22 protein-coding genes are annotated in these 22,322 nt (G+C 36.7%); 15 read left to right on the top strand and 7 right to left on the bottom strand.

The features are described from left to right. Window positions 1-36: 36 nt before the first annotated feature. Both DIZ30_RS02450 and DIZ30_RS02445 read left to right on the top strand, forming a co-directional pair. Window positions 37-702 (top strand): TrkA family potassium uptake protein, encoded by a 666-nt coding sequence (locus DIZ30_RS02450; RefSeq protein ID WP_002289151.1) that lies wholly within the window; start codon window positions 37-39, stop codon window positions 700-702. A gap of 27 nt (window positions 703-729) precedes the next feature. Continuing rightward, on the top strand, window positions 730-1,023 hold the full coding sequence (locus DIZ30_RS02445; protein WP_002289149.1) for a HesB/YadR/YfhF family protein: 294 nt from the start codon (window positions 730-732) through the stop codon (window positions 1,021-1,023). 67 nt (window positions 1,024-1,090) lie between these two features. On the opposite strand, the gene DIZ30_RS02440 is transcribed toward DIZ30_RS02445, so the two are convergent. Together DIZ30_RS02440 and DIZ30_RS02435 are read right to left on the bottom strand one after the other, a co-directional pair. Next, window positions 1,091-2,038 (bottom strand): phosphoglycerate dehydrogenase, encoded by a 948-nt coding sequence (locus tag DIZ30_RS02440; RefSeq protein WP_002289148.1) that lies wholly within the window; start codon window positions 2,036-2,038, stop codon window positions 1,091-1,093. Window positions 2,039-2,215: 177 nt separating this feature from the next. Beyond that, window positions 2,216-3,019 carry a DUF1189 domain-containing protein gene (locus tag DIZ30_RS02435; RefSeq protein WP_002289147.1) on the bottom strand — a complete coding sequence of 268 codons (804 nt, stop codon included), beginning with the start codon at window positions 3,017-3,019 and terminating at the stop codon, window positions 2,216-2,218. Window positions 3,020-3,164: 145 nt separating this feature from the next. On the opposite strand from DIZ30_RS02435, the gene DIZ30_RS02430 reads away from it, so the two are divergent. The 5 genes from DIZ30_RS02430 to DIZ30_RS02410 all read left to right on the top strand — a co-directional run bounded on the left by DIZ30_RS02430 (window position 3,165) and on the right by DIZ30_RS02410 (window position 7,605). After that, the gene (locus DIZ30_RS02430; RefSeq protein ID WP_033624212.1) at window positions 3,165-4,079 is read left to right on the top strand and encodes a cation diffusion facilitator family transporter; all 915 of its coding nucleotides are present in this window, start codon (window positions 3,165-3,167) and stop codon (window positions 4,077-4,079) included. 47 nt (window positions 4,080-4,126) lie between these two features. Further along, window positions 4,127-4,597, top strand: a complete 471-nt coding sequence (locus tag DIZ30_RS02425) for a GtrA family protein (protein WP_002292862.1) — start codon at window positions 4,127-4,129, stop codon at window positions 4,595-4,597. A gap of 84 nt (window positions 4,598-4,681) precedes the next feature. Continuing rightward, a complete protein-coding gene (locus DIZ30_RS02420) occupies window positions 4,682-5,290 on the top strand; it encodes a superoxide dismutase (protein ID WP_002298541.1) in 609 nt (202 codons plus the stop codon). 133 nt (window positions 5,291-5,423) lie between these two features. Beyond that, window positions 5,424-5,624, top strand: a complete 201-nt coding sequence (locus DIZ30_RS02415) for a cold-shock protein (protein WP_002292860.1) — start codon at window positions 5,424-5,426, stop codon at window positions 5,622-5,624. Window positions 5,625-6,378: 754 nt separating this feature from the next. Next, window positions 6,379-7,605, top strand: a complete 1,227-nt coding sequence (locus tag DIZ30_RS02410) for an LCP family protein (RefSeq protein WP_002295400.1) — start codon at window positions 6,379-6,381, stop codon at window positions 7,603-7,605. Between the two features lie 107 nt (window positions 7,606-7,712). On the opposite strand, the gene DIZ30_RS02405 is transcribed toward DIZ30_RS02410, so the two are convergent. After that, on the bottom strand, window positions 7,713-8,183 hold the full coding sequence (locus DIZ30_RS02405; protein WP_010722490.1) for a TspO/MBR family protein: 471 nt from the start codon (window positions 8,181-8,183) through the stop codon (window positions 7,713-7,715). Window positions 8,184-8,504: 321 nt separating this feature from the next. Here DIZ30_RS02405 and DIZ30_RS02400 point away from each other — a divergent pair, with 321 nt between their 5' ends. Next, window positions 8,505-9,083, top strand: coding sequence for a lytic polysaccharide monooxygenase (locus DIZ30_RS02400; RefSeq protein WP_002292856.1), 579 nt, complete (start codon window positions 8,505-8,507; stop codon window positions 9,081-9,083). 173 nt (window positions 9,084-9,256) lie between these two features. Here DIZ30_RS02400 and rlmD read toward each other — a convergent pair whose 3' ends face one another. After that, window positions 9,257-10,639, bottom strand: coding sequence for a 23S rRNA (uracil(1939)-C(5))-methyltransferase RlmD (gene rlmD / locus DIZ30_RS02395; RefSeq protein ID WP_002295399.1), 1,383 nt, complete (start codon window positions 10,637-10,639; stop codon window positions 9,257-9,259). Window positions 10,640-10,745: 106 nt separating this feature from the next. Between rlmD and recX the strand changes: the two genes are divergently transcribed. The 3 genes from recX (at window position 10,746) to DIZ30_RS02380 (ending at window position 13,341) form a co-directional block, all read left to right on the top strand. Further along, entirely contained in the window at window positions 10,746-11,543 is a 798-nt protein-coding gene (recX, locus tag DIZ30_RS02390) for a recombination regulator RecX (protein WP_002326064.1), read from the top strand. Next, window positions 11,536-12,714: an A/G-specific adenine glycosylase gene (mutY, locus tag DIZ30_RS02385; RefSeq protein ID WP_002296955.1), complete on the top strand. Its 1,179-nt coding sequence runs from the start codon at window positions 11,536-11,538 to the stop codon at window positions 12,712-12,714. The genes recX and mutY overlap by 8 nt, the downstream gene beginning before the upstream one ends. 93 nt (window positions 12,715-12,807) lie before the next feature. Continuing rightward, window positions 12,808-13,341 (top strand): DUF402 domain-containing protein, encoded by a 534-nt coding sequence (locus DIZ30_RS02380; RefSeq protein ID WP_002290817.1) that lies wholly within the window; start codon window positions 12,808-12,810, stop codon window positions 13,339-13,341. Between the two features lie 77 nt (window positions 13,342-13,418). On the opposite strand, the gene DIZ30_RS02375 is transcribed toward DIZ30_RS02380, so the two are convergent. Next, window positions 13,419-13,853: a GNAT family N-acetyltransferase gene (locus tag DIZ30_RS02375; protein WP_002290819.1), complete on the bottom strand. Its 435-nt coding sequence runs from the start codon at window positions 13,851-13,853 to the stop codon at window positions 13,419-13,421. 141 nt (window positions 13,854-13,994) lie between these two features. Here DIZ30_RS02375 and DIZ30_RS02370 point away from each other — a divergent pair, with 141 nt between their 5' ends. The 4 genes from DIZ30_RS02370 to DIZ30_RS02350 all read left to right on the top strand — a co-directional run bounded on the left by DIZ30_RS02370 (window position 13,995) and on the right by DIZ30_RS02350 (window position 19,019). Further along, a complete protein-coding gene (locus DIZ30_RS02370; protein WP_002290821.1) occupies window positions 13,995-15,113 on the top strand; it encodes an AI-2E family transporter in 1,119 nt (372 codons plus the stop codon). 127 nt (window positions 15,114-15,240) lie between these two features. Further along, window positions 15,241-16,617, top strand: coding sequence for a hemolysin family protein (locus DIZ30_RS02365; RefSeq protein WP_002295395.1), 1,377 nt, complete (start codon window positions 15,241-15,243; stop codon window positions 16,615-16,617). A gap of 400 nt (window positions 16,618-17,017) precedes the next feature. Continuing rightward, complete coding sequence (locus tag DIZ30_RS02355) at window positions 17,018-18,598, top strand: peptide chain release factor 3 (RefSeq protein ID WP_002298237.1); 1,581 nt, start codon at window positions 17,018-17,020, stop codon at window positions 18,596-18,598. Window positions 18,599-18,794: 196 nt separating this feature from the next. Further along, on the top strand, window positions 18,795-19,019 hold the full coding sequence (locus tag DIZ30_RS02350) for a hypothetical protein (RefSeq protein WP_002287661.1): 225 nt from the start codon (window positions 18,795-18,797) through the stop codon (window positions 19,017-19,019). Window positions 19,020-19,223: 204 nt separating this feature from the next. On the opposite strand, the gene DIZ30_RS02340 is transcribed toward DIZ30_RS02350, so the two are convergent. Together DIZ30_RS02340 and DIZ30_RS02335 are read right to left on the bottom strand one after the other, a co-directional pair. Then, window positions 19,224-19,544: a DUF1827 family protein gene (locus tag DIZ30_RS02340; protein ID WP_002290825.1), complete on the bottom strand. Its 321-nt coding sequence runs from the start codon at window positions 19,542-19,544 to the stop codon at window positions 19,224-19,226. Between the two features lie 147 nt (window positions 19,545-19,691). Beyond that, window positions 19,692-21,926 carry an ATP-dependent Clp protease ATP-binding subunit gene (locus DIZ30_RS02335; RefSeq protein ID WP_002287598.1) on the bottom strand — a complete coding sequence of 745 codons (2,235 nt, stop codon included), beginning with the start codon at window positions 21,924-21,926 and terminating at the stop codon, window positions 19,692-19,694. Window positions 21,927-22,322 lie beyond the last annotated feature (396 nt).

The raw sequence follows: 22,322 nt of genomic DNA, 5'->3' as shown, positions 1-22,322 counted from the left end.
TATACTGAGAAAAGAAGATACTAAAGGAGGAAAATGGTGAAACAAAATTTTGCAATTGTAGGCCTTGGACGATTTGGCGGAAGCATCTGCCGTACACTGATCGAAGCTGGACAAGAAGTACTGGCTATTGACAGTAATGAAGATCGAGTCAATGAATATATGAATATAGCCACTCATGCTGTTGTGGCAAATGCACAGGATGAGATGACACTTCGTTCATTAGGTATAAGAAATTTCGATCATGTAATTGTCGCTATTGGAGAAGATATCCAAGCCAGCATCTTAGTTACTCTGATGGTAAAGGAAATGGGCGTACCGAATATTTTAGCAAAAGCCCAAAATGAGTACCATGCCCGTGTACTAGAGAAGATCGGAGCAGATCGTGTCGTACACCCTGAGCGAGACATGGGGATACGGATTGCACATAACTTAGTATCAAAGAATATTCTAGACTACTTAGAGCTGTCAGATAAATATTCTTTAGCAGAAATCCGAGTCTCCAATCCTAAATTTTTCAACAAAACATTAGCTGAATTAAATTTCAGGCAACGTTTTGACTTAACAGTAGTCGCCATACGAAGAGTAGATCAAACGGTTATCGCTTCTCCTGCAGCAGATGAATATGTTCGTGAAAATGATAATCTACTGGTTATTGGAGAGACAGGCGATGTGGATATTCTAGACGATAAGATGAATCAATAGAAAGAAAAGAGAAAGTAGGTTGTTGGGATGAAATTAACGGTAACGCCAAAAGCACAAAAGTGGTTTGACTCAGAAATTGATCTGCCAGAAACTTACGGAATACGTTTTTTTGGAAAAGTCTACGGCAAAACAGAGGTTCATGATGGTTTTTCGATTGGAATGTCAGTTGAACAGCCAGAACATCCTGTAAAGAAAGTGGAAATGGATGGGACACTTTTTTTTATCGAGGAAGCAGATGAATGGTTCTTTAAAGGATATGATTTACTTGTTGATTATGATCCCAACCTGGAGGAGCCAACCTATCACTTTAAAAAACAATAAAAAAAGAGAGGGTGACACAATTTTTGTCACCTTCTCTTTTTTCTTTTGAAAATATTGTTTTCAGCTATTAATATCCTGCAGACAATTTTACTTGATTGGTTTGAAGCTCATGGGTGGCAAAGTAGCTTTTCAGATTGGTTAAAAAAATAGCCATTAATTTCTTTTGAAAATCAGGTGTCAAACCTGCAATGTGGGAAGTAATCAGTACATTGTCCATTTTCCAAAGAGGATGATCTTGTGGAAGAGGCTCTTCCTCAAAAACGTCTAATGCTGCAAAGGAAAGTTGCTGGTTATTTAAAGCCTGCACCAGATCTTGTGTCTTAACAGAAGCACCACGGCCAACATTGATGAATACAGATTTTGGATCAAAGTGTTCAAACATATGCTGATCAAAGAGCCCAGTTGTTTCCTCCGTTAGAGGTAAGATATTGACTACGAAATCTACTTCAGGAAGAACTTCCTTTAGTTGATTTAAAGAAAAAGTCTTTTCCATTCCTTCTGCTGGATGACCGGATGTATTGATTCCATAGCAGTTCATGTCTAATGCTTTGCATTTTTTTGCAATCATTTTTCCAATATGGCCAGTTCCAATGATTAGTATTTTTTTCCCTTGGATAGATTGGTAATGGACCGATGAACCTAACCATTTCATGTCACTCTGTGCCTTTTGTGCTTGAAAAAGACCACGAGAATACCCAAGGATGATTCCTAAGACATGCTCCGTAATCGATTCACTGTGGATGCCACTACCATTTGAAAGTAAAATATGTTTCTTTGAAAAAGTCTCAAGGGGTAGCTGATCAACACCAGCTGAGATAGATTGGACCCATTTCAAGGTAGAAGAGGCTAATAGTTTTTCTTGGTAGTCTGAGTTCCAGCCCAAACTGATCTCTACATTTTGTAGATCCTCTGGTTGTAATTCTGTTTTAAAGATATAACCAGGCGCTATAGTATGGATTTCTTCGATAAATTCATCACGAAATGGACGATCTGCATAAATGATTCTTTCTGACATAGTTAATTTCCCGCCTTTCTTTACTCTAAGTGTAGCGCATACAAGAAGAACTTTGAAGCGCCTTGCTTGTTTTTTGAGAAAGAAATATTTTTCAAATAAAAAAGGGGCTGTGACAAAAAAATGTCACAACCTCTAAAAGGGTCTATTGAAGTAGAAATAACGAGTTGTCTTTATTTCTTAATTGATCGATATTTTTGCCCATCCTTTGACAGCTTGAGCAAAAATAAAGATTCCTGCAAAAGCAATGAAGGCGCTAGTGTCAAAAGAAGGAAGAAAGACCATCAAGATTGTTGCAATTATAGTAGGCAATGAAATTGAATAGATCAATGTTTTTAAACAATCAAGAAAAGTAGCTTTTGTTAGTCGAAAGCGTGCATAGAGAAAAGCAGCAATGTTGGTAAATAGCAAAGTGATCAGCAGATTCAGAAAACTAGGATAAATAGAAAATATAAATGTCAGGACTTTTATCCAAAGTGGTATAGATGCTTCACTTAAAAAAGAACGGAGCTGCTTACCTGTTAAGTTTTTTAAAGATTCATTGGTGTAGGGAAGTTCTAATTGGTTATTGTTCAACAAAGCAGAAGTCGTGCCTGTATTAGGAAGAGCTATGATAAGTTTGTTTTTTAACATCCCGACACTAACAAAATTCCCCATCAAATCAGTAGAGATGTCCTGTTCTGTTCGTTTTCCCTCTGGATCAAATGTGAAGATAATGGAGTTTGTTTGGTAAATGAATCCTTCTTTTTCTTCGGTTTGAAGCTGCCCGTTTTGGATTGTAAAATCAGGAATGCGAGTAGCAATCTTTTGCCCATCCAATTGAATGTTGTTTAAGACTTGAAAAACTTGAAAAGAGATTGGCAAAGCCATAATTATACTCAAAACTAAAAGATAGACAATGGCTTTCCAAAATGGGACATTTCTCGCCTCCTTTAGGTCTTTGAATCGTATAAAGGAACTGATAATTAATTGTTTTGTTGTCATAAGTACTCCTCATCTAGTAGTGTCATCACTTGCAATTCTAGCGAAGTATCAAGTGAAATACAAGTGCTTTAGGGAAACAGCTGAATGATTGGTGAAATATCAAAAAAATGTTATTCTTGTCTAAAGACTATCCAATATAAATAAAATGGAGGAAGGTATAGTGCCTACACAGCCACAGAGATCATCAAAAAAACTATTTGGAGTAGTGGTTTTGAATGCGGTGATCACTTTATCAGAATTTATTGGAGGGATTATGTCAGGGAGTTTGTCTCTTGTTTCAGATGCTTTCCATAACCTTAGTGATACATTGGCAATTATTTTTTCTTACGGGGCACAAAAAATGGCCCGAAAAGAAGCAAATAAAAAACGTACGTATGGCTACCAGCGTTTAGAAATATTGAGTGCTTTCATCAACTCATTCATATTGATCATATTATCCTTGTTTTTAACCGTTGAAGCATTCAAGCGCTTCACTTCACCAGAAAAGATAAATAGTCATTTGATGCTAACAGTAGCAGTTGTTGGATTGCTCGCGAATTTGTTCTCAGTATTATTATTACGACAAGAAGCAGATGAAAGTTTGAATATAAAATCTAGTTATTTGCATTTGTTAAGTGATACACTGTCTTCGGTAAGTGTGATTATCGGAGCAATTTTGATCCGTTTTTTCGATATCTACTGGATCGATCCAGTTATTACACTGATCATTTCGATATATATATTGATAGAAGCGATAATGGTGATCAAAAAAGCTGCCGCTATTTTGATACAAAGTGCACCTGCTATCGACTATGAAAAAATGGAACAAGAAATTGAAGCAATCGATGGGGTAAAGGATGTTCATCATGTCCATATTTGGCAGTATAGCGAAAAGATAATTATTTTCGACGGACATATTGATTTTGAAGATCAGCTACTAAGCGAGATTGAAAAGATATATCCTCGTATAATTTCTTTATTAAAATTAAAATATGGTATTACACATGTGACGATCCAAGCAGAGACAAAGGCAAAGGATCAAAAAAAATTAATTTTTTTAAATAAAGATGAAAGTTATTGAAATATAGAGTATGATAAATAAGAATTTTTAATAAGGTAGGTTGGCTCATGAAGCAGTATCGACAGTTAAAAGGATATTTAGAAGCAAAAGGATATTGGGAGATACTAGTCTATCTCTTTTTTGGTGGTTTGGCTACGATTGTAAATTTTGTTAGTTTTGCTCTCGCACGCCAATATTTTGATTTAAGTATGGCCTTATCCAATTCTATTTCGTGGTTTTGTTCTGTATTGTTTGCTTTTGTAACGAACAAACTTTGGGTATTCCATTCAAAATCACCGAATTTTACACATGCACTTATTGAATGCGGTAAGTTCTTCTTCTACCGTATCCTTTCTTACGGATTGGACATGGGGGCAATGGTATTGTTGATCAATGTTATGAACAGCAATGAGTATGTGGCGAAAATCATCACTCAAATTATTGTTATCCTAGCGAACTATATTTTCAGCAAGTTGTTTATTTTTAAAGAAACTGAGGTTTTTGAAGAAGAAGTAGGTCAAAGTGAAAAAGACGACTAGGCATAACAATTGAAGAATTTCCTTCTCTTTGTTACTCTTTGTAATGTAGACATTATTAAGAAAACATTGAGGAGGAATTTTTTTATGACTTACACATTACCAGATCTACCTTATGCATATGACGCATTGGAACCTTATATTGACGAAGAAACGATGCATCTGCATCATGATAAGCATCACAATACTTATGTGACGAATTTAAATGCAGCAATTGAGAAATACCCAGAATTAGGCGAAAAAACAATAGAAGAATTATTATCTGATATGGACGCTATTCCAACAGATATCAAGACAGCTGTACGTAACAATGGTGGCGGACATGCTAACCATTCATTTTTCTGGGAAATCATGGCACCAAATGCTGGTGGCGAACCTACAGGAGAAATAAAAGAAGCGATTAATGAAGCTTTTGGTGATTTTTCTTCTTTTAAAGAAGAATTCAAAAAAGCAGCCGCTGGACGATTTGGTTCTGGATGGGCTTGGCTTGTAATGGAAAATGGAAAATTAGCTATTACCTCTACTGCAAATCAAGATTCTCCATTGATGGAAGGAAAGACACCAATTCTAGGTTTGGACGTTTGGGAACATGCTTATTATTTGAAATATAAAAATGTCCGACCAGATTATATTGCAGCATTCTGGAATGTTATTAATTGGGATGAAGTAAACAAACGTTTCGAAGCAGCAAAATAACCATTTCCTCCGTCATATCAGTCTTAAAAATAATTTGGAAAATAAAAGAGCGAAAGCTTGCTAGCGTTTTCTAAATTGGGTATAATGTTCTTGCAAGGTTACTTGCAAGAACTTTTTTGGAGGCTATACATTTATGGAACACGGAACGGTTAAATGGTTCAACAATGAAAAAGGATTTGGGTTTATTACAGTAGACGGCGGAGATGACGTATTTGTTCATTTCTCAGCAATTCAAGGAGACGGCTTCAAGAGCCTAGAAGAAGGTCAAGAAGTAGAATTCACGATTGTTGAAGGTGCACGCGGACCTCAAGCTGCTGAAGTGACTAAATTATAATAATTTGTTGAATAAAGACACGACTTCTTAGAGAGTCGTGTCTTTTTGTCTATTTATGAAGTTTTTAGATTTTTTGGCTAAGTAAATGCATTTGTTCACTTGACATGTCCTAACTAATTATCAAGCAAGGAACATTTTCTTCGTTAGTAATAGATTTTAAAGAAATTTCAGTTTTTTGGATGTTGAATAAAAGACCATTTGTGAAACCACTAGTATACATACTCATTACCATGTCAATTCTATTACTTTAAAAGAAAATCGTTTTACTTTGAAGAGGAGCATATCTATCCATTAAAAGATGATGGTAATGCAATCACTAGTTCGAGTCATTTTAATAGCCATGCAGTGAGCTGGAAATAAAACGAATAGAAGATGGGTTTAACAAAAGGACCAGTCATAGGAAGAAATTTTCGTGAAATCGAATGATAATCTGAACGGTAGGCAAAGACTGTTAAAAAGATGAGAAAGGTATGTGCGATCATTTTACTGCACGATTATTTGGAAAATACCTTGTTGTTCGCTTTTTCTGGAAAAAATACATAAAAAAAGATAAAACGATTGCGAACTGCGTGTATTCGGTCTTTCGATCTTTTTCACGGTATGGTATGATAGTTAAGAATTTTGAGAAATTTTAAAAAATAATAATCGTTACACAAAAATGTTTTTTAAAGTTTTCTTATGATTAAAAAGTGAATTTGCTGATTGAACAGTTATATGAGACAATATTTTAGAAAATGTGAAACAGAGGTGTATTATGAAGCGATGGCAAAAAGTTCTATTAACCTTGTTAGGGGTATTCGTTTTGCTGATTGCCGGATTATCAGCATACGGAATCAGATTTATGGGAGAAGCGAGCCAAACAGTAAACAAAATTTCTAAAAACTCTAATCGAATATCCTCCAAACGTTCTGAGAGAGTAAGCATTGATGACAAAGAACCTTTTTCGGTTTTGCTATTAGGTTTAGATACCGGTGGATTAGGAAGAACGGAACAAGGACGTTCTGATACGATGATGGTAGTAACAGTTAATCCGAAACAAAAAAAATCAACGATCATCAGTTTGGACCGAGATATTTATACGAATATCGTAGGTTATGGAACGGTAGATAAATTAAATCATGCCTATGCATTTGGTGGTGTCGAAATGGCCATGGATTCAATTGAGCAACTGCTCGATATTCCTATTGATCATTATGTAACGATCAATTTGGATGGCATGGAAGATTTGATCAATGCGGTCGGTGGCATCAAAGTGAATAATAAAATTGACTTTACTTTGGATGGTGTCCATGTACCAGTAGGTGAACAAACATTGAATGGAGAAAAAGGTTTAGCCTATTCTCGAATGCGACACGAAGATCCAGAAGGCGATATCGGTCGACAACGTCGTCAGCGGGAAGTAGTGACGAAAATCGTCAATAAAGTTTTAAGTTTAGATGGTGTAAGCAATTATAGAAAAATTTTAAAAGCAGTTGAGAACAATGTGACGACGGACTTAGATTGGGATGACATGCTTGATGTAGCGACGAACTACACCCCGGCGTTTGAAACAATCAAACAAGACCAGTTGCAAGGCGAAGGACAAATGATCAATGATATCTACTATCAAATTTTAGGAAAAAATGATCTTCTTTCGATCCAAAATGAACTGAAGAAACAATTAAATATAAAAACAAGCGATACATTACCTAATTTGAAAAATGAGAATGCTTCAATGATGTTCTTTGATGATTCGGAAGATGGCGATTCGACAAACGGTGATGGATCGAATAGTGAAGGGTACACCGATTATTCTTCCTATTCAGAAAACACATATGATCAGTACCAAGATCCGAATACCTATTATCAGCAAACAGAAGATACAAGTCAGTACTATACACCAAGTCAAGATACTCAAAGTTATGATCCTTACGCTGGACAGGAACAAAATGGTTATGGTTATGACCAGAATAATGAGTATGGAACAACAAGTGGGTACTAGAAAAAAATAGTTTGGTTAATAAAGAGTGCCACCTAAATTAGACAAAAAATCTAACTTAGGTGGCACTTTTTCTATGTGTTAAATTACAGGACGTCTCTTTTTAGCGCTTAGTTTAAAAAATAAATTGAATAATTCAATAGAGTTGCGAATAGTACCCATAAATAATAAGGAATCATGAGCCACATTGCCAGGCGATGATGCAGCCACAACTGATACATAAGCACTGACAAGAAAATAACTAAAAGTGTAATATCGATTGCTGCAATGAAAATATTTCTTAAATTAAAAAATAGAGCAGACCATATAAAATTAAAAATGAACTGAATCACAAAAAGACCGACAAGATTGTTTCGCTGTTTTTTGTTGTTGTGATTAAGTAACAAATAAAGAGAAATACCCATCAATATATACAGTAAGGTCCACATCGGCCCAAATATCCAGCTAGGTGGTGCAAATGGTGGAAGTTGCAAAGAATAGTAATATTCTCCGGGATTTCCGCTAAGCAACCCTGATAAAAAGCCTAATATGACAATTCCTATAACAAAAACCCAAAAACGAATATCTTTTATCATCTTCATTTTACTAACTCCTTTCTATAATATTAGTTTACCATGAAGGCTCACAGCAAGACCTGTATTTAGTTTGTGAAGTAAGAAAAAAATTGATGATTGTTGTTATTAAAAAGTTGAACATTTGTTTATATGAATGATGTTTTTGAAAAAGATCATATGATTTGATTCTCATGTTTTCTATTTGTACTTTTCTCGTCTACTTCTGTTATAATCTGCATCTTACTTTTTTCACCTTTTTTACTTCAACATAAAATTATAAAAGCATAATGTTTGGGTTAATGCAATAAAGCGTTTACAATGTGGTTATCAAATGAAGGAGGTTTCTACATGAAAAAGATTAGTACGTTATTGTTTATTGGGTTAGTTAGTTTAGGGTTGTTCGGTTTTAGCATTCCAGGTTTTGCGCATGGTTATATTACTTCTCCAGGAAGCCGTGCATACCTAGGAACATCAGCAGCAGGAAACTTAAATCAAAATGTCGGAAGAGCACAATGGGAACCGCAAAGTATCGAAGCTACCAAAAATACATTCATTGATGGAAAAATTGCTAGTGCAGGAGTCAGCGGCTTTGAGCCTTTAGATGAACAGACATCTAACAGATGGCATAAAAACATGGTTAATCCAGGAACATTAAATATTACTTGGAATTTAACAGCACAACATCGGACAAGTACTTGGGATTACTACATTACCAAACCAACTTGGAATCCTAATCAACCTTTGAAATTTAGTGATTTTGAATTGATCACAAAAATAGACGACAAAGCAACTGTTCCACCAAAAACAGTCAACCAAACGATCACACTTCCGCAGGATCGAAAAGGATATAATGTGATTTTAGCAGTATGGAATATCAGCGATACGACAAATGCATTTTATCAAGTGATAGACGTGAATATCCAATAATAATCAAAAAGGGCTGTGACAAAAACTATGTCACAACCCTTTTTTTAAATAAATAGTGACCTCCTGTTAACTCTTCGGTCACAAGTACAGTATTCATAAAACATGAAGAGCTATTTTTGTTTGGCTATTCTTATTACTTGATACAGGGCAGACTTTTTCACAACCTCTTTCATTTAGTCAGCGAGTCTCGTCATCTTCACGACAACTTCACAACGTGCAGTCTGAGGAAACATGTCGACAGACTGTAAATATTCAATCTTGAACTTTTTACTTAAATTAACCAGATCTCTGGCAAGTGTAGAAACATTACAGGAGATATAAACAAGTTTTTTTGGAGGGTATTTCAATAATGATTGAATCAATGCGTTATCCAAACCCGTACGTGGTGGATCTACGATGATACCATCAGGCTGAAAACCTTCATTCAACCATTTAGGCAGAACTTGCTCTGCTGTCCCGACTTCATATCGAGTGTTGTGATATCCTAATCTTTCCGCATTTTTTTTTGCATCAGCGATTGCTTGAGGAACGGTATCCATTCCCCGTACTTCTTTGGCTTGTTTTGCTACACTTAAGCCGATCGTCCCAACTCCGCAATAAGCATCCACGATCGTTTCATTAGGCTGGACATCTAATGCTTTGATTCCTTCGCCATAAAGCAATTCGGTCTGCTGAGGATTGAGTTGAAAGAAGGCACGAGGAGAAAGATCGAAAGTCACTTCATTGATTTGTTCTTCAATGGCTTCTTTTCCCCATAAGTGGATCGTTTCATCCCCCATCACGAGAGACGTTTTTTGTGCCTGGACATTTTGCATGATTGAAACAACTTCGGGCAGTCGTTCATTGATCTCACGGATCATTGCGTTTTTTTGCGGGAATTTTTTACTGCGAGTAATAAAAACAACTTGTAACTCCCCAGTTTTGACACCGATTCTAACCATGATTGTGCGGAAGATTCCACTGTTTGTCCGTTCATCATAGATGGGTGCATCAAATTTATTCAATAGTTGAACAACAGTATTCATTACTTTTTGTGTTCGAGGTTCTTGAACCAAGCAGTCTGTTATAGGGACTAACTGATGAGAGTTTGCTTCGTATAAACCAGCTTCAATTTTTTGAGTCTGCTTATTTTTTCGTAACTGAAATTGTGCTTTGTTTCTATAATGCCAAGGCTCATCCATCCCGATCGTCGGCAAAAGTTGATAAGATCGAAAGCCTGCTGGTTTGAATTTTTCCAATGCTTGCAAAAGCAGATCCTTTTTAAAATCCAATTGAGCTTGATAAGCTAAGTGTTGTAATTGACAGCCACCGCATTCATAGTAAACAGGACATGGTGCCACTACGCGATCTTTGCTTGTTTTTTTGACTTTTATTAATTCTCCTTCTGCATAGCGAGGAGTTGCTTTCGTGATTTTCACTAGTACTTCTTCTTTTGGTAGTGCATATGGAACAAATATGATCAACCGTTTGAAATAACCGATTCCTTCACCATTTATGCCTAAACGCTTGATTTTCAAAGGAACCGTTTGTCCAGTTTTGACAATTGTTTCTGCCATAAGTATCTCCCTTTTTCTTTTTTCTGTGGTTTATTCTAACATATAATACCTGATTACGGGGATTTTCTGTGGTATGATAGAGAATATATGTTCGAGGAGGATGTTTATGTTAACCGTTACGAGAATCAGTAAAGGCAAAGGCCCTTTCTATCGCGTAGATTTATCTGAAGGAGAAGCTTTACAAGTATCTGAAGATGTATTAGTACGCTATCGATTATTAAAAGGACGGGAATTAGACGAAGAAACTATCCAAGAGATCAAGAAGAGTAGCGGAGCTGATTTCGGTTTTCACCTAGCAATGAATTACTTAAGTTATCAGTTGCGATCGGAAAAAGAAATCCGAACATACTTAAAAGAAAAGGAAATCCTTCAAGAAGATCGAAATAAAATCGTAGCCCGCTTAAAAGAATTGGACCTTGTCGATGATTTGGTCTATGGGGAAAGTTATGTGCGCACGAATATGCGCTTAAGTGACAAAGGACCAAAGAAATTAGCGCAGCAGATGCAGCAAAAAGGTTTGAAACCTGAAATCATTGAACAAGCGCTCAGCCAATATACATTTGAAGACCAAGTTCAAAATGCACATCAGACAGCCGAAAAAGCGTTTGGAAAAAATCACGGAAAAAGCCAAAAAGAATTATTGAGAAAAATCCAACAAACATTGATGACGAAAGGCTTTTCTCAAGAAGTGATCCAACAAGCGATGGCTGATCTTCCGCAAGAAGCAGATCAAGAAATAGAATATGATTATTTAGTCAAACAAGGAGATAAACTATGGCGAAGAAATTTAAGGTTTGAACCTAAAAAAAGAAATCTAAAAGTAAAGCAAAGCTTATATCAAAAAGGATTTGATTTGGATATGATCCAGCGATTCATTACGGAAAAGGAAGAGGAAAGTGAATAAAGAATGGGAAAAATGGACAGATAAAGAAACAAAAGAATTTCAAGATCAGTTCATTCAATGGTATGAACAAGAAAAAAGAAACCTGCCTTGGCGCTATAATCGTGATCCTTATCGTATCTGGATCTCTGAGATCATGCTTCAGCAAACCAGAGTAGACACAGTGATCGATTATTTTTATCGTTTCATGGAATGGTTTCCTACAATTGAAGAGCTAGCAAATGCTCCAGAAGAAAAGCTTTTAAAAGCATGGGAGGGCCTTGGTTATTACTCAAGAGCCCGGAACATCCAAGCTGCTGCTAAACAGATCATGTCAGAATTTGATGGGGAAATGCCGCAAACGCCTGAAGAAATTAGCTCATTGAAGGGAATAGGACCATATACGACAGGCGCGATTGCAAGTATCGCATTTGGACTTCCAGAACCTGCAGTTGACGGCAACGTGATGCGAGTAGTCAGCAGATTGTTTTGCATTGAAGCAGACATCGCAAAAGCTTCTAGCAGGAAAATCTTTGATGAAGCGATGCGGAAAATCATTGATGAAAAGCATCCAGGTGAATTCAACCAAGCAATGATGGATCTAGGTTCAGCTATCTGTACACCAACTTCTCCAAAGTGTGAGACTTGTCCGATCCAAGCCTTTTGTTTAGCTAACAAACGAGGAATCCAAACGAGTTTTCCTGTAAAAACAAAAAAAGCAAAGCCAAAAGACGTTTATTATATCAGTGCGGCTCTTCAAAATCATTCTGGAGCGTATTATTTTGAAGAAAGAGATAGCCAAAAATTGCTGGCGAATATGTGGACATTTCCAATGATGGAAGTGACACAAGAGGAGTATGAGCGATTGAAAAAAGAATGGGAAACAAAGCCAGAAATCGATCTGTTTGATGACCTAGTAGCAGAAGAAGAGCAAAATCTCCCATTTGAAAAGCAGGAACTCTTTGTTTGGCAGACACGACATTTAGGAGAAGTTACTCATATTTTTAGTCATCTGAAATGGCATGTTCTCCTTTTTTACGGACGGGCAACCGAGGGAGCAGAACAAGAATTTACCGAGAACAAAACTTCGAAGTGGTTGAAGCCTGATGCATTTGATTCGGTCGTTTTTCCTAAGGTCCAAATGAAACTGGTAGATCAGTTAGAGAAAAATCGAAACAATAGGAATCCTTTCTAGGCAAAGCTCATTTTTATTGATATAATAATTATGATGTCGGTGTAATGAACACCCAAACACAAAGCACAAAATGCTGCTTAAGGAAGGGTTGCTATGGGAGTTCCAAAAGAAGGAGAGTTTGTGACGATCCAAAGTTACAAGCACGACGGCAAATTGCATCGAACGTGGCGAGATACCATGGTATTAAAAACAAGCGAACACTCTATGATCGGCGTGAATGATCACACATTAGTCACTGAATCTGATGGACGCCGATGGGTAACGCGCGAACCAGCGATTGTTTATTTTCATAAAAAATACTGGTTCAATGTAATAGCAATGATCAGAGAAAAGGGGGTTTCCTATTATTGTAATCTAGCTTCACCTTTTTTGCTGGACGATGAGGCCTTGAAATATATCGACTATGACTTGGATATCAAGGTATTTCCTGACGGCGAGAAACGACTATTGGATGTCGATGAATATGAGATGCACAGCAAAATGATGAATTATCCGAACGATATTGACTTCATCCTAAAAGAAAATGTGAAGATTCTGGTTGACTGGATCAATAATGGAGATGGCCCGTTCTCGGAAGGCTATATTGATATTTGGTATAACCGTTACAAGCAATTGTCGCGTAAGTAAACACAAAAAAGAACAGTAAGCCAGTGAGAGATTTTTCTCAAAAGCTTGCTGTTTTTTGCTTTTTTCGAAATAAATTTTTATAAAGTCTTTTTCATATAAATATGAGGCATGCCAGCATCTTCAAAAGGATCGCCGTAAGCTGTATATCCTAGTTTTTCGTAAAAAGTTTCAGCTGTGGACTGTGCCCCTAATAAAATCGTATTATAGCCTTGATTCTTAGCAAAGTTTTCTGCTTCTTCAATCAATATTTTTCCTAACCCTTGGTGTCTGTATTCAGAAAGAATCGCCATCCGCTGTAATTTCATTTTTCCGTTTTCTAAAGGCAAAAGACGTACAGTTCCTTGCGGTTCTTTTTTATCTGAGTACAGGACGAAGTGGATACAATGGGCTTCATCTTTGTCTATTTCTCGAGACAAAGGCACACCCTGTTCGACTACAAAAACTTGATGCCTGATCCGTACAGCATCTAAGTAAATATTGCTCATTGTATCTTTTGTTTGTACAACTTTCATGGTCTAGCCACCTTCCTTTCGTATAGTATACTGGAAAATAAAACAAATAAAAAGTATGGCAAGTTTTCAAAAATAAAAAAAGAATAAAAGAATTTTTAACGAATATAATATATACTAGTAAGAAAGAAAGGAGGAAATCTATTGTTTGAAAAACTTAGACAGTCTAAACTAATGTTTTGGTCGCTTGAATTATTGATCATAGCTGCATTGATCATGATTTCATCAGAAATAAACTTTATTTTCGAACCGATCGGGACATTTTTTTCCACGTTATTTGCACCTGTACTGATTGCAGGCTTTCTTTACTATTTATTGAATCCTATTGTCAAGCTGTTGATGAAAGCAAAAATCAAAAGAATATGGGCTGTCGCAATTGTGCTGCTCCTTTTAGTTGCAGCAATTATTTGGATTTTACTTAGTGTCATCCCAAGTCTAGTACAGCAAATTTCCTCATTGGCATCTAATATGCCTGATTTCATCAAACAGGTAGAAAGCTGGTTAAAAGAGGTAGCCGAATTGCCTTTGTTCAAGGAAGTAGATATCAATAAATATTTTGAGCAATTAGACATTTCTTACGGGACAATCATTCAGCAATTCCTTAGTGGAGTATCCAATAGTTTAGGTTCGATCGTTGGAACGATCGCTTCGGCAACCGTAGTAATCATTACAGCACCATTCATCTTGTTCTATATGTTGAAAGACGGAGAAAAACTAGTCCCAAACATCCAACAGTTTTTCCCAGAAAAAAGAAGAAACCAAATTGTGGAGTTATTGGGGCAACTGAATAAAACATTGGCTAATTACATTAGCGGACAAGCAATCGAATGTTTATTCGTTGGTACCTTCACATTTTTAGGATATATGGTAATTGGTGTGGATTATGCTTTCTTATTTGGGGTCATTGCGGGATTGACAAACCTAATTCCATATTTAGGACCTTATCTAGGACTAGCACCTGCATTTCTAGTAACAGTCTTCAATGATCCGGTAAAAGCATTACTTTGTTGTGTGGTTGTGCTAATCGTTCAACAGTTGGATGGGAATATCATTTATCCTAATGTAATTGGGAAATCACTGAAAATCCATCCATTAACGATCATTATCGTTCTTCTAGTAGCTGGAAATATTGCCGGATTGCTTGGTATCTTCTTAGGTGTTCCTTTTTACGCAATCTGCAAGACGATCATTTCCTATATAATCAAAATCGTCAAAGAAGACAAGCAAAATGAAAACAAGAAGAAAATTGCTACGACCTCGTAGGTAGTTTTAGTACACTTGTTTTTATTGCAAAGAAAATTGCTTTGTGATACCATTTTAACGTGGCTATAGTGCCACGTTTTTTTCTATCGTAAACTAAAAATTAATTTTATAAGGAGAGAATGCGATTATGAATGCTGACCCTGAGAGTCAGTCGCTGTTAGCGCAGATTTTATTATTGATCGTTTTGACATTGATCAATGCTTTTTTAGCAGCTTCCGAAATTGCTGTTGTTTCGATCAATAAGAATCGAATCGAGCAAAAAGCTGATGAAGGAGATGTGAAATCTCAAAAGCTTTTAAAAATATTGCAGAATCCAAATAATTTCCTATCGACAATCCAAGTAGGAATCACTTTGGTCAACATTTTGTCTGGTGCTTCACTAGCTAATACTTTATCGGAACGGTTAGCTCCGGTATTAGGTGGCGGCACAGCGGCAAAAAATATTGCAAATATCATTGTGCTGGCTATTTTGACCTATGTATCGATTGTTTTTGGAGAATTGTACCCTAAACGTATTGCTTTAAATAAATCAGAAGAAGTCGCAAAGTTCACTTCAGGGCTGATACGCTTGATTGGTGTAGTAGCTAAGCCCTTCGTCTGGCTGCTTTCTGCTTCCACAAGTTTATTGGCGCGGATCACGCCGATGACTTTTGATGATGAAGATTCAAAAATGACCAGAGATGAAATGCGTTATATGCTTGAAAACGAAGGCGTATTGAATAATGAAGAATTAGAAATGCTCCAAGGGGTTTTTTCTCTTGATACGAAAGTTGCCCGAGAAGTCATGGTCCCACGAACGGATGCATTTATGATTGATATCAACGACACTGTGGAAGAAAATGTGAATGAAGTTTTATCCGAAAACTATTCAAGAATCCCTGTTTATAACGAAGACAAAGATAAAGTAGTCGGAATCCTTCATACAAAGAATTTACTAAAAGCTGCCCATAAATTCGGTTTTGATAATTTAGATATCAAGAAAATCATGCAGGAGCCTTTATTCGTTCCTGAAACGGTCTTTATTGATGATCTGTTATATGAAATGAAAAAGACGCAGAATCAGATGGCTATTTTATTAGATGAATATGGCGGCGTCGTTGGGTTAGCAACACTAGAAGACCTTTTAGAAGAAATCGTCGGAGAAATCGATGATGAATCAGATGAAGTTGAGAATCTTTATGAAAAAATCGATGAACACGAATATATCATCCAAGGACGTATGCTGATTGATGAGTTCAATGAAGCTTTTGACAGTGATCTGCATATGAGTGATGTAGATACGATGGCTGGTTATTTGATTACAGCATTAGGCATGATTCCGGATGAAGGCGAAAAGTTATCGTTTGATGTCGATAATATTACGCTGGTTTCTGAAGAAATGGAAGGTTCTCGAATCCTTAAAATCCGTGTCATTTTTCATGATCCGGAAGAAACAGAAGCGGAACCTGAAGAAGAACGAAGATACTTCAGAAAAGAATTCGAAGATGACGAGCCAAGAAGATAATTGGAAACTTGGTTATGAAAGACGTGTTGCTTGAATAAACAAGCAACACGTCTTTTCTTTTAGTCAGCTGACAAAAAAATATTTGACTCTTATGGTTTGGTGGCTTTTTCATTCGCTGAATCCATGCTATACTGATTCAGTTGTAGTAGTTGACAAAGGTTGTGAAAAAGCTATCCTGCATTAAGTAATAAGAGCAGCCAAGCAAAAACAGCTTTTCGTATTTTTGGCTTGGGTGGGCTTATTGCTGATAGGCTGTCTCTAGAACGCCGTTTACTCGGAAAAAGAGACTGCTACACGGCTTTTGTCACAGCCCTATATGAAATTGTCTTTCTTTAAGAGATCGGACAATCTGTGCCTAGAGAAAATATAAATAATTGAATGGAAGAAATGGAGTTAGGTTATGAATAATCCAGAATTAAAGCAACAAGTGGACAATCGCAGAACTTTTGCGATCATTTCCCATCCGGATGCTGGGAAAACAACGATTACAGAACAATTACTATTGTTTGGTGGGGCTATCCGTCAAGCCGGGACCGTAAAAGGCAAAAAAACAGGTAATTTTGCCAAATCAGACTGGATGGAAATCGAGAAACAACGTGGGATTTCTGTTACTAGTTCTGTTATGCAGTTTGATTATCAAGGGAAACGAGTAAATATCTTGGATACACCAGGACATGAAGATTTTTCTGAAGATACTTATCGTACTTTGATGGCCGTGGATAGTGCGGTCATGGTAATCGATAGTGCAAAAGGGATCGAAGCACAGACAAAGAAATTATTCCAAGTTGTAAAAAAACGTGGCATCCCGATATTTACTTTTATCAACAAACTAGATCGTGATGGTCGTGAACCATTGGAATTGTTAGAAGAATTAGAAGAGCTATTAGATATCGAATCTTATCCGATGAATTGGCCAATCGGTATGGGTAAAGGGCTAGAAGGTCTTTATGATATCTACCATAATCGTGTAGAGTTTTATCGTCCGGAAAATTATCAGGATGAACGATTAGTAGAATTGGATGAAGATGGACTGCTTCCCGAAAATCATCCTCTAACTGAAAATTCCTTATATGAACAAGTCTTAGAAGAAGTAGAACTAATCAAAGAGGCTGGAGATGCATTTAATCAAGAAAAAATTGCTCGTGGCGATCAGACACCAGTATTTTTTGGTTCTGCATTGACTAACTTCGGTGTACAGACTTTTTTAGAGACTTTCGTTGAATTGGCACCAGCTCCTTATGGACACAAAACACAAGATGATCAGATGGTAAGTCCTTATGAGGAAGAATTTTCAGGTTTCGTATTCAAGATCCAAGCAAATATGAATCCAGCCCATCGTGACCGAATCGCTTTTGTCCGAATCTGTTCTGGAACATTCGAACGAGGAATGGATGTCTGGTTGGAACGTACAAATAAAAAACTGAAATTAAGCAATGTCACACAATTTATGGCAGATTCGAGAGAAAACGTCGAAAAAGCAGTAGCAGGCGATATCATCGGTGTATATGATACAGGCAATTATCAGATTGGGGATACATTGTTCGAAGGAAAACTAAAAGTTGCTTATGAAGAACTCCCTTCATTTACTCCAGAGCTGTTTATGAAAGTGACTGCAAAAAATGTCATGAAACAAAAATCCTTCCACAAAGGAATCTATCAATTAGTTCAAGAAGGAGCGATTCAGCTTTATAAAACATATCTAACGGAAGAATATATCATTGGAGCTGTTGGTCAGCTACAATTCGAAGTATTCCAATATCGTATGTTAAATGAGTATAACGCCGAAGTAATCATGTCTCCAATGGGACACAAAATCGCTCGCTGGATCGATCCAGAAGATTTGGATGAGAAGATGAGTTCAAGTCGCAATATCTTGGCTCGTGACCGTTTCGACCAACCATTGTTCTTATTCGAGAACCAATTTGCAGAACGCTGGTTTGCGGATAAATATCCTAATGTAAAATTAAAAAGTTTGATGTAAAGAAGTCTTGACACAAGCTGCCCTGCATCAAGTAATAAGAATAGCCAAACAAAAACAGCCTCTCATATTTTGTTTAGAGCCGTGACGGATTTTCCGTGACGGCTCTTTTTACTATTTAAAATCATAGAAATGTCTAATCAAAAAAATATAAAAATTATTTTGCGTACATATGATTAAAGAAAGGAGAGTGTGACACATGGAAACAGAATGGCAAAGACGTGAAAGAAAAAAACAGAAAAAAGAAGAGATGTTACGATTATGTCGATTATTAGATGTAAAAGACTGGGACAAAAACGAGCAAATTGCACAAAAAGTACGATCAATCATCCATAAAGAGGAAAAAGTTAAAAATAAAGACACACGTAGAACTGAAAATGAAAAGAGAAAAGTACAAAAGAAAAGAGAAAAATCAAAAAGCTAGAAAGAAAAAGAGGCTGAGACAGAAGCGTTTAACTCCAAGAAATAAGCTGGAATTCACAAAAATTTGAAAAGCAATTTTCGTGAATTTTAGCTTATTTCCGAAGGAGTTGCTTCTGCTTCCGCCGTTTATACGTGTTTAGAGCGTGAGACAAAAGTGTTCTTTACTTTTGTCCCACGCTCTTTAATTATTATGTTCAAAATTTGTTTACACGGCTAATGTAGCGCCTAATTCATGTTTTGGAATCGAGATTTCAACAAGGCCTGCCAATTCGATTACTTTGATTTCATCCTCGTGGTAAACGGCGTCTTTGATTTTATCTAAGAAATAATTTTTAGCATCTTCGATTTCTTTCGGCTGGATTTTACGTTTGTCATTGATCAGCAGAATTTCATTATGTTCAGGGGCTTCAGTGTAGACAATAGTGGTATTTCCGGCTGTGTAGACCTTGACTAGATGGGCATCAGTGTTTTCAAGCTGGTTTAATACAAGACGGGAATGGCTGTTTGTTACATTTACCAATTTCATGGCGCTCACCTCTTTTATGTATTTTTAATTGCTTGTTTCTCTTATTATAATTTCTTTTTTATAAAATGAACAGTATTTTGACTTTTCTGAAAAAAGAATGAGACGGCATTTCTCAAAGAAATACCGTCTCACGCTATAAAACTGGATTTATTCAGCCGTTTCTTCGGCTGATTCTTTTGCCAAACGTTCTGGTTTAGAAGTAACGATGATTTTTCCATCTTTATCCAGTTTTGCTTTCAACTCATGGATAGAAGGGTGATCAAGATAAAATTCAGCGATACCATCTTCGATTTGTTCTTGGATCGTGCGTCGAAGAGGACGAGCACCCATAGATGGATCATAGCCTAAGTCAACTAATTTTTCTTTGACATTCGTAGGAACTTCGATGTGAAGTTGCTGTGCTGCCAGCATTTGGTTGACATCGTCTAGCATTAGTGTGACGATTGTCATCAAGTTTTCTTTTGATAATGCACTGAATTCGATGATCCCGTCAAAACGGTTCAGAAATTCTGGTGTAAAGTAGTTGTTTAATTGGTTCAATACAGAACGAGTAACACCTTCGCGTGCCGCACCAAAACCAACGTTTGCTTCTACTTTACCAGTTCCGGCATTACTTGTCATAATGATGATCGTATCTTTAAAGCTGACCGTTCTTCCTTGTGCATCTGTCAATCGACCATCATCTAAGATTTGCAAGAACATATGCAAAACATCTGGATGAGCTTTTTCTACTTCATCTAACAAGACAAGACTGTAAGGATTTCTCCGTACTTTTTCTGTTAATTGACCAGCTTCTTCGTATCCGACATAACCTGGAGGAGAACCAATCAATTTAGAGACACTATGTTTTTCCATATATTCAGACATATCGAAACGAATCATTGAATCTTGTGAACCGAATAGTTCGTAGGCAAGTTGTTTCGCAAGCTCTGTTTTACCTACACCAGTTGGTCCAACAAATAAGAAGGAGCCGATTGGACGATTCTGTTTGTTTAATCCAACACGGTTTCGGCGAATCGCTTTCGCTACTCGATCTACAGCGTTATCTTGTCCGATGACATGAGCTTTCAAGTCATCTGCTAAGTTTTTCAGTTGTGTCTGTTCTTTTTCTTTTAATTCACCCACTGGAATACCTGTCCGTTGTTCAACGATTTTTTCCATATCTTTTTCGGTAATCACAGGTGTTTCCTCTTCAGTGAGCTGACGTTCTTTCATTTTTTGAAGTTTATTGATCTGATCGCGATAATAAGCTGCTTTTTCGAAATCTTCTTCTCGAGAAGCTAAAACTTTTTGTTCTTCTGCTTCTTGCAGTTTTTTCTCGATTGTTTTAGGATCAACGATTTGGATCGTCAAGTTTTTCTTAGAACCTGTTTCATCTAGCAAATCGATGGCTTTATCCGGCAAGAAGCGATCTTGGACGTAACGATTGGATAAAGTTGCGGCTGCTTCGATGGCCTCATCAGTATATTTTACATGATGATAGTCTTCATAACGTTTTTGCAAACCTTTCAAAATACTGATCGTTTCTTCGACAGTTGGTTCATCTACCCGTACAGGTTGCATACGACGTTCTAAAGCAGCGTCTTTTTCGATGATGCGGTACTCATTTAAGGTAGTAGCACCAACCATTTGCAATTCTCCTCGAGCTAAAGCTGGTTTTAAAATATTACCAGCATCCATATTTCCATCACCAGCAGAACCAGCACCGACGATTTCGTGAACTTCATCTATGAATAGGATCACATTTTCTGCTTGACGGATCTCTTCAATCAATTTTTGCATACGTTCTTCAAATTGTCCTCGTATACCAGTACCTTGGACTAAAGATACGACATCTAAACGAATGACTTCTTTGTCCATTAATTTTTGCGGTACATCACCATCTACGATTTTTTGTGCTAAACCTTCAACAACTGCTGTTTTACCAACACCTGGTTCTCCAATCAAGACAGGATTGTTCTTGGTTCGGCGATTTAAAATTTCAATGACTCGTTTGATTTCGTCATCGCGTCCGATCACAGGATCGATATCACCTTGTCGTGCTTGTTCTGTGATATTGATTCCGTATTCTCCCAATAAACCTTCTGTATTGCCTTGAGGTGGCTGACCACCATTGAAGTTGTTGTTTCCGCCAAATTGTGTTGGTGGTGTTTGCTCATAATTTCCTTGCTGTTGCATTTGGCGAGACATGGAACGGAAAAGATCGTCCAAACTGCCAAATCCAAATGGATCATTTTGGGCCATATTAGTCAGACCTCCATTTTGTTGATTTTTGATTTTTTGATAACAGCTCTGACAGTAATCGAGTTGTGTCCGCTGACCATTGACAGTGGCATACAAGTGAATCGTTGCCTCATTCTTGCCGCAGTTTTGACAAAGCATGAATCATTCACGTCCTTTCACAAAAATGGGTACATCCATATTTTACATCTCGTTTTTCATGAGGTAAAAGAATAACCCCTAGTTTTTTAAGAGATTTATGAGGTAGAAAAGGTGAAATCTCTATTGACCATTCCTGACCTTTGACTCTTATTATACTAAAAATAAAAAGGGAAGCAAGTAATTCGTTTCATATGAAAACAAAGAGGGTCAAAGGAAAGAATGATAAACGTCAGGAGAAGAGAAAGCGACAAGAAAAAGAAAATAAACACGTTTGTTATAAAATGTGAAGAAAAGGATGAAAAAGAATCCGGAATAATTTGAATACTTTTATCTGAAATTGAATGAAAACTGTTGTATCTAACGAAAAAAAATGTTAATCTTTACAGATGAAAGGGT

It is taken from the genome of Enterococcus sp. H57 (genome assembly GCF_003112495.1).
Classification (GTDB): domain Bacteria; phylum Bacillota; class Bacilli; order Lactobacillales; family Enterococcaceae; genus Enterococcus_B; species Enterococcus_B faecium.
Note: the sequence above shows the minus strand (reverse complement) of the source record. Positions and strands in the feature narration are given on the sequence as shown.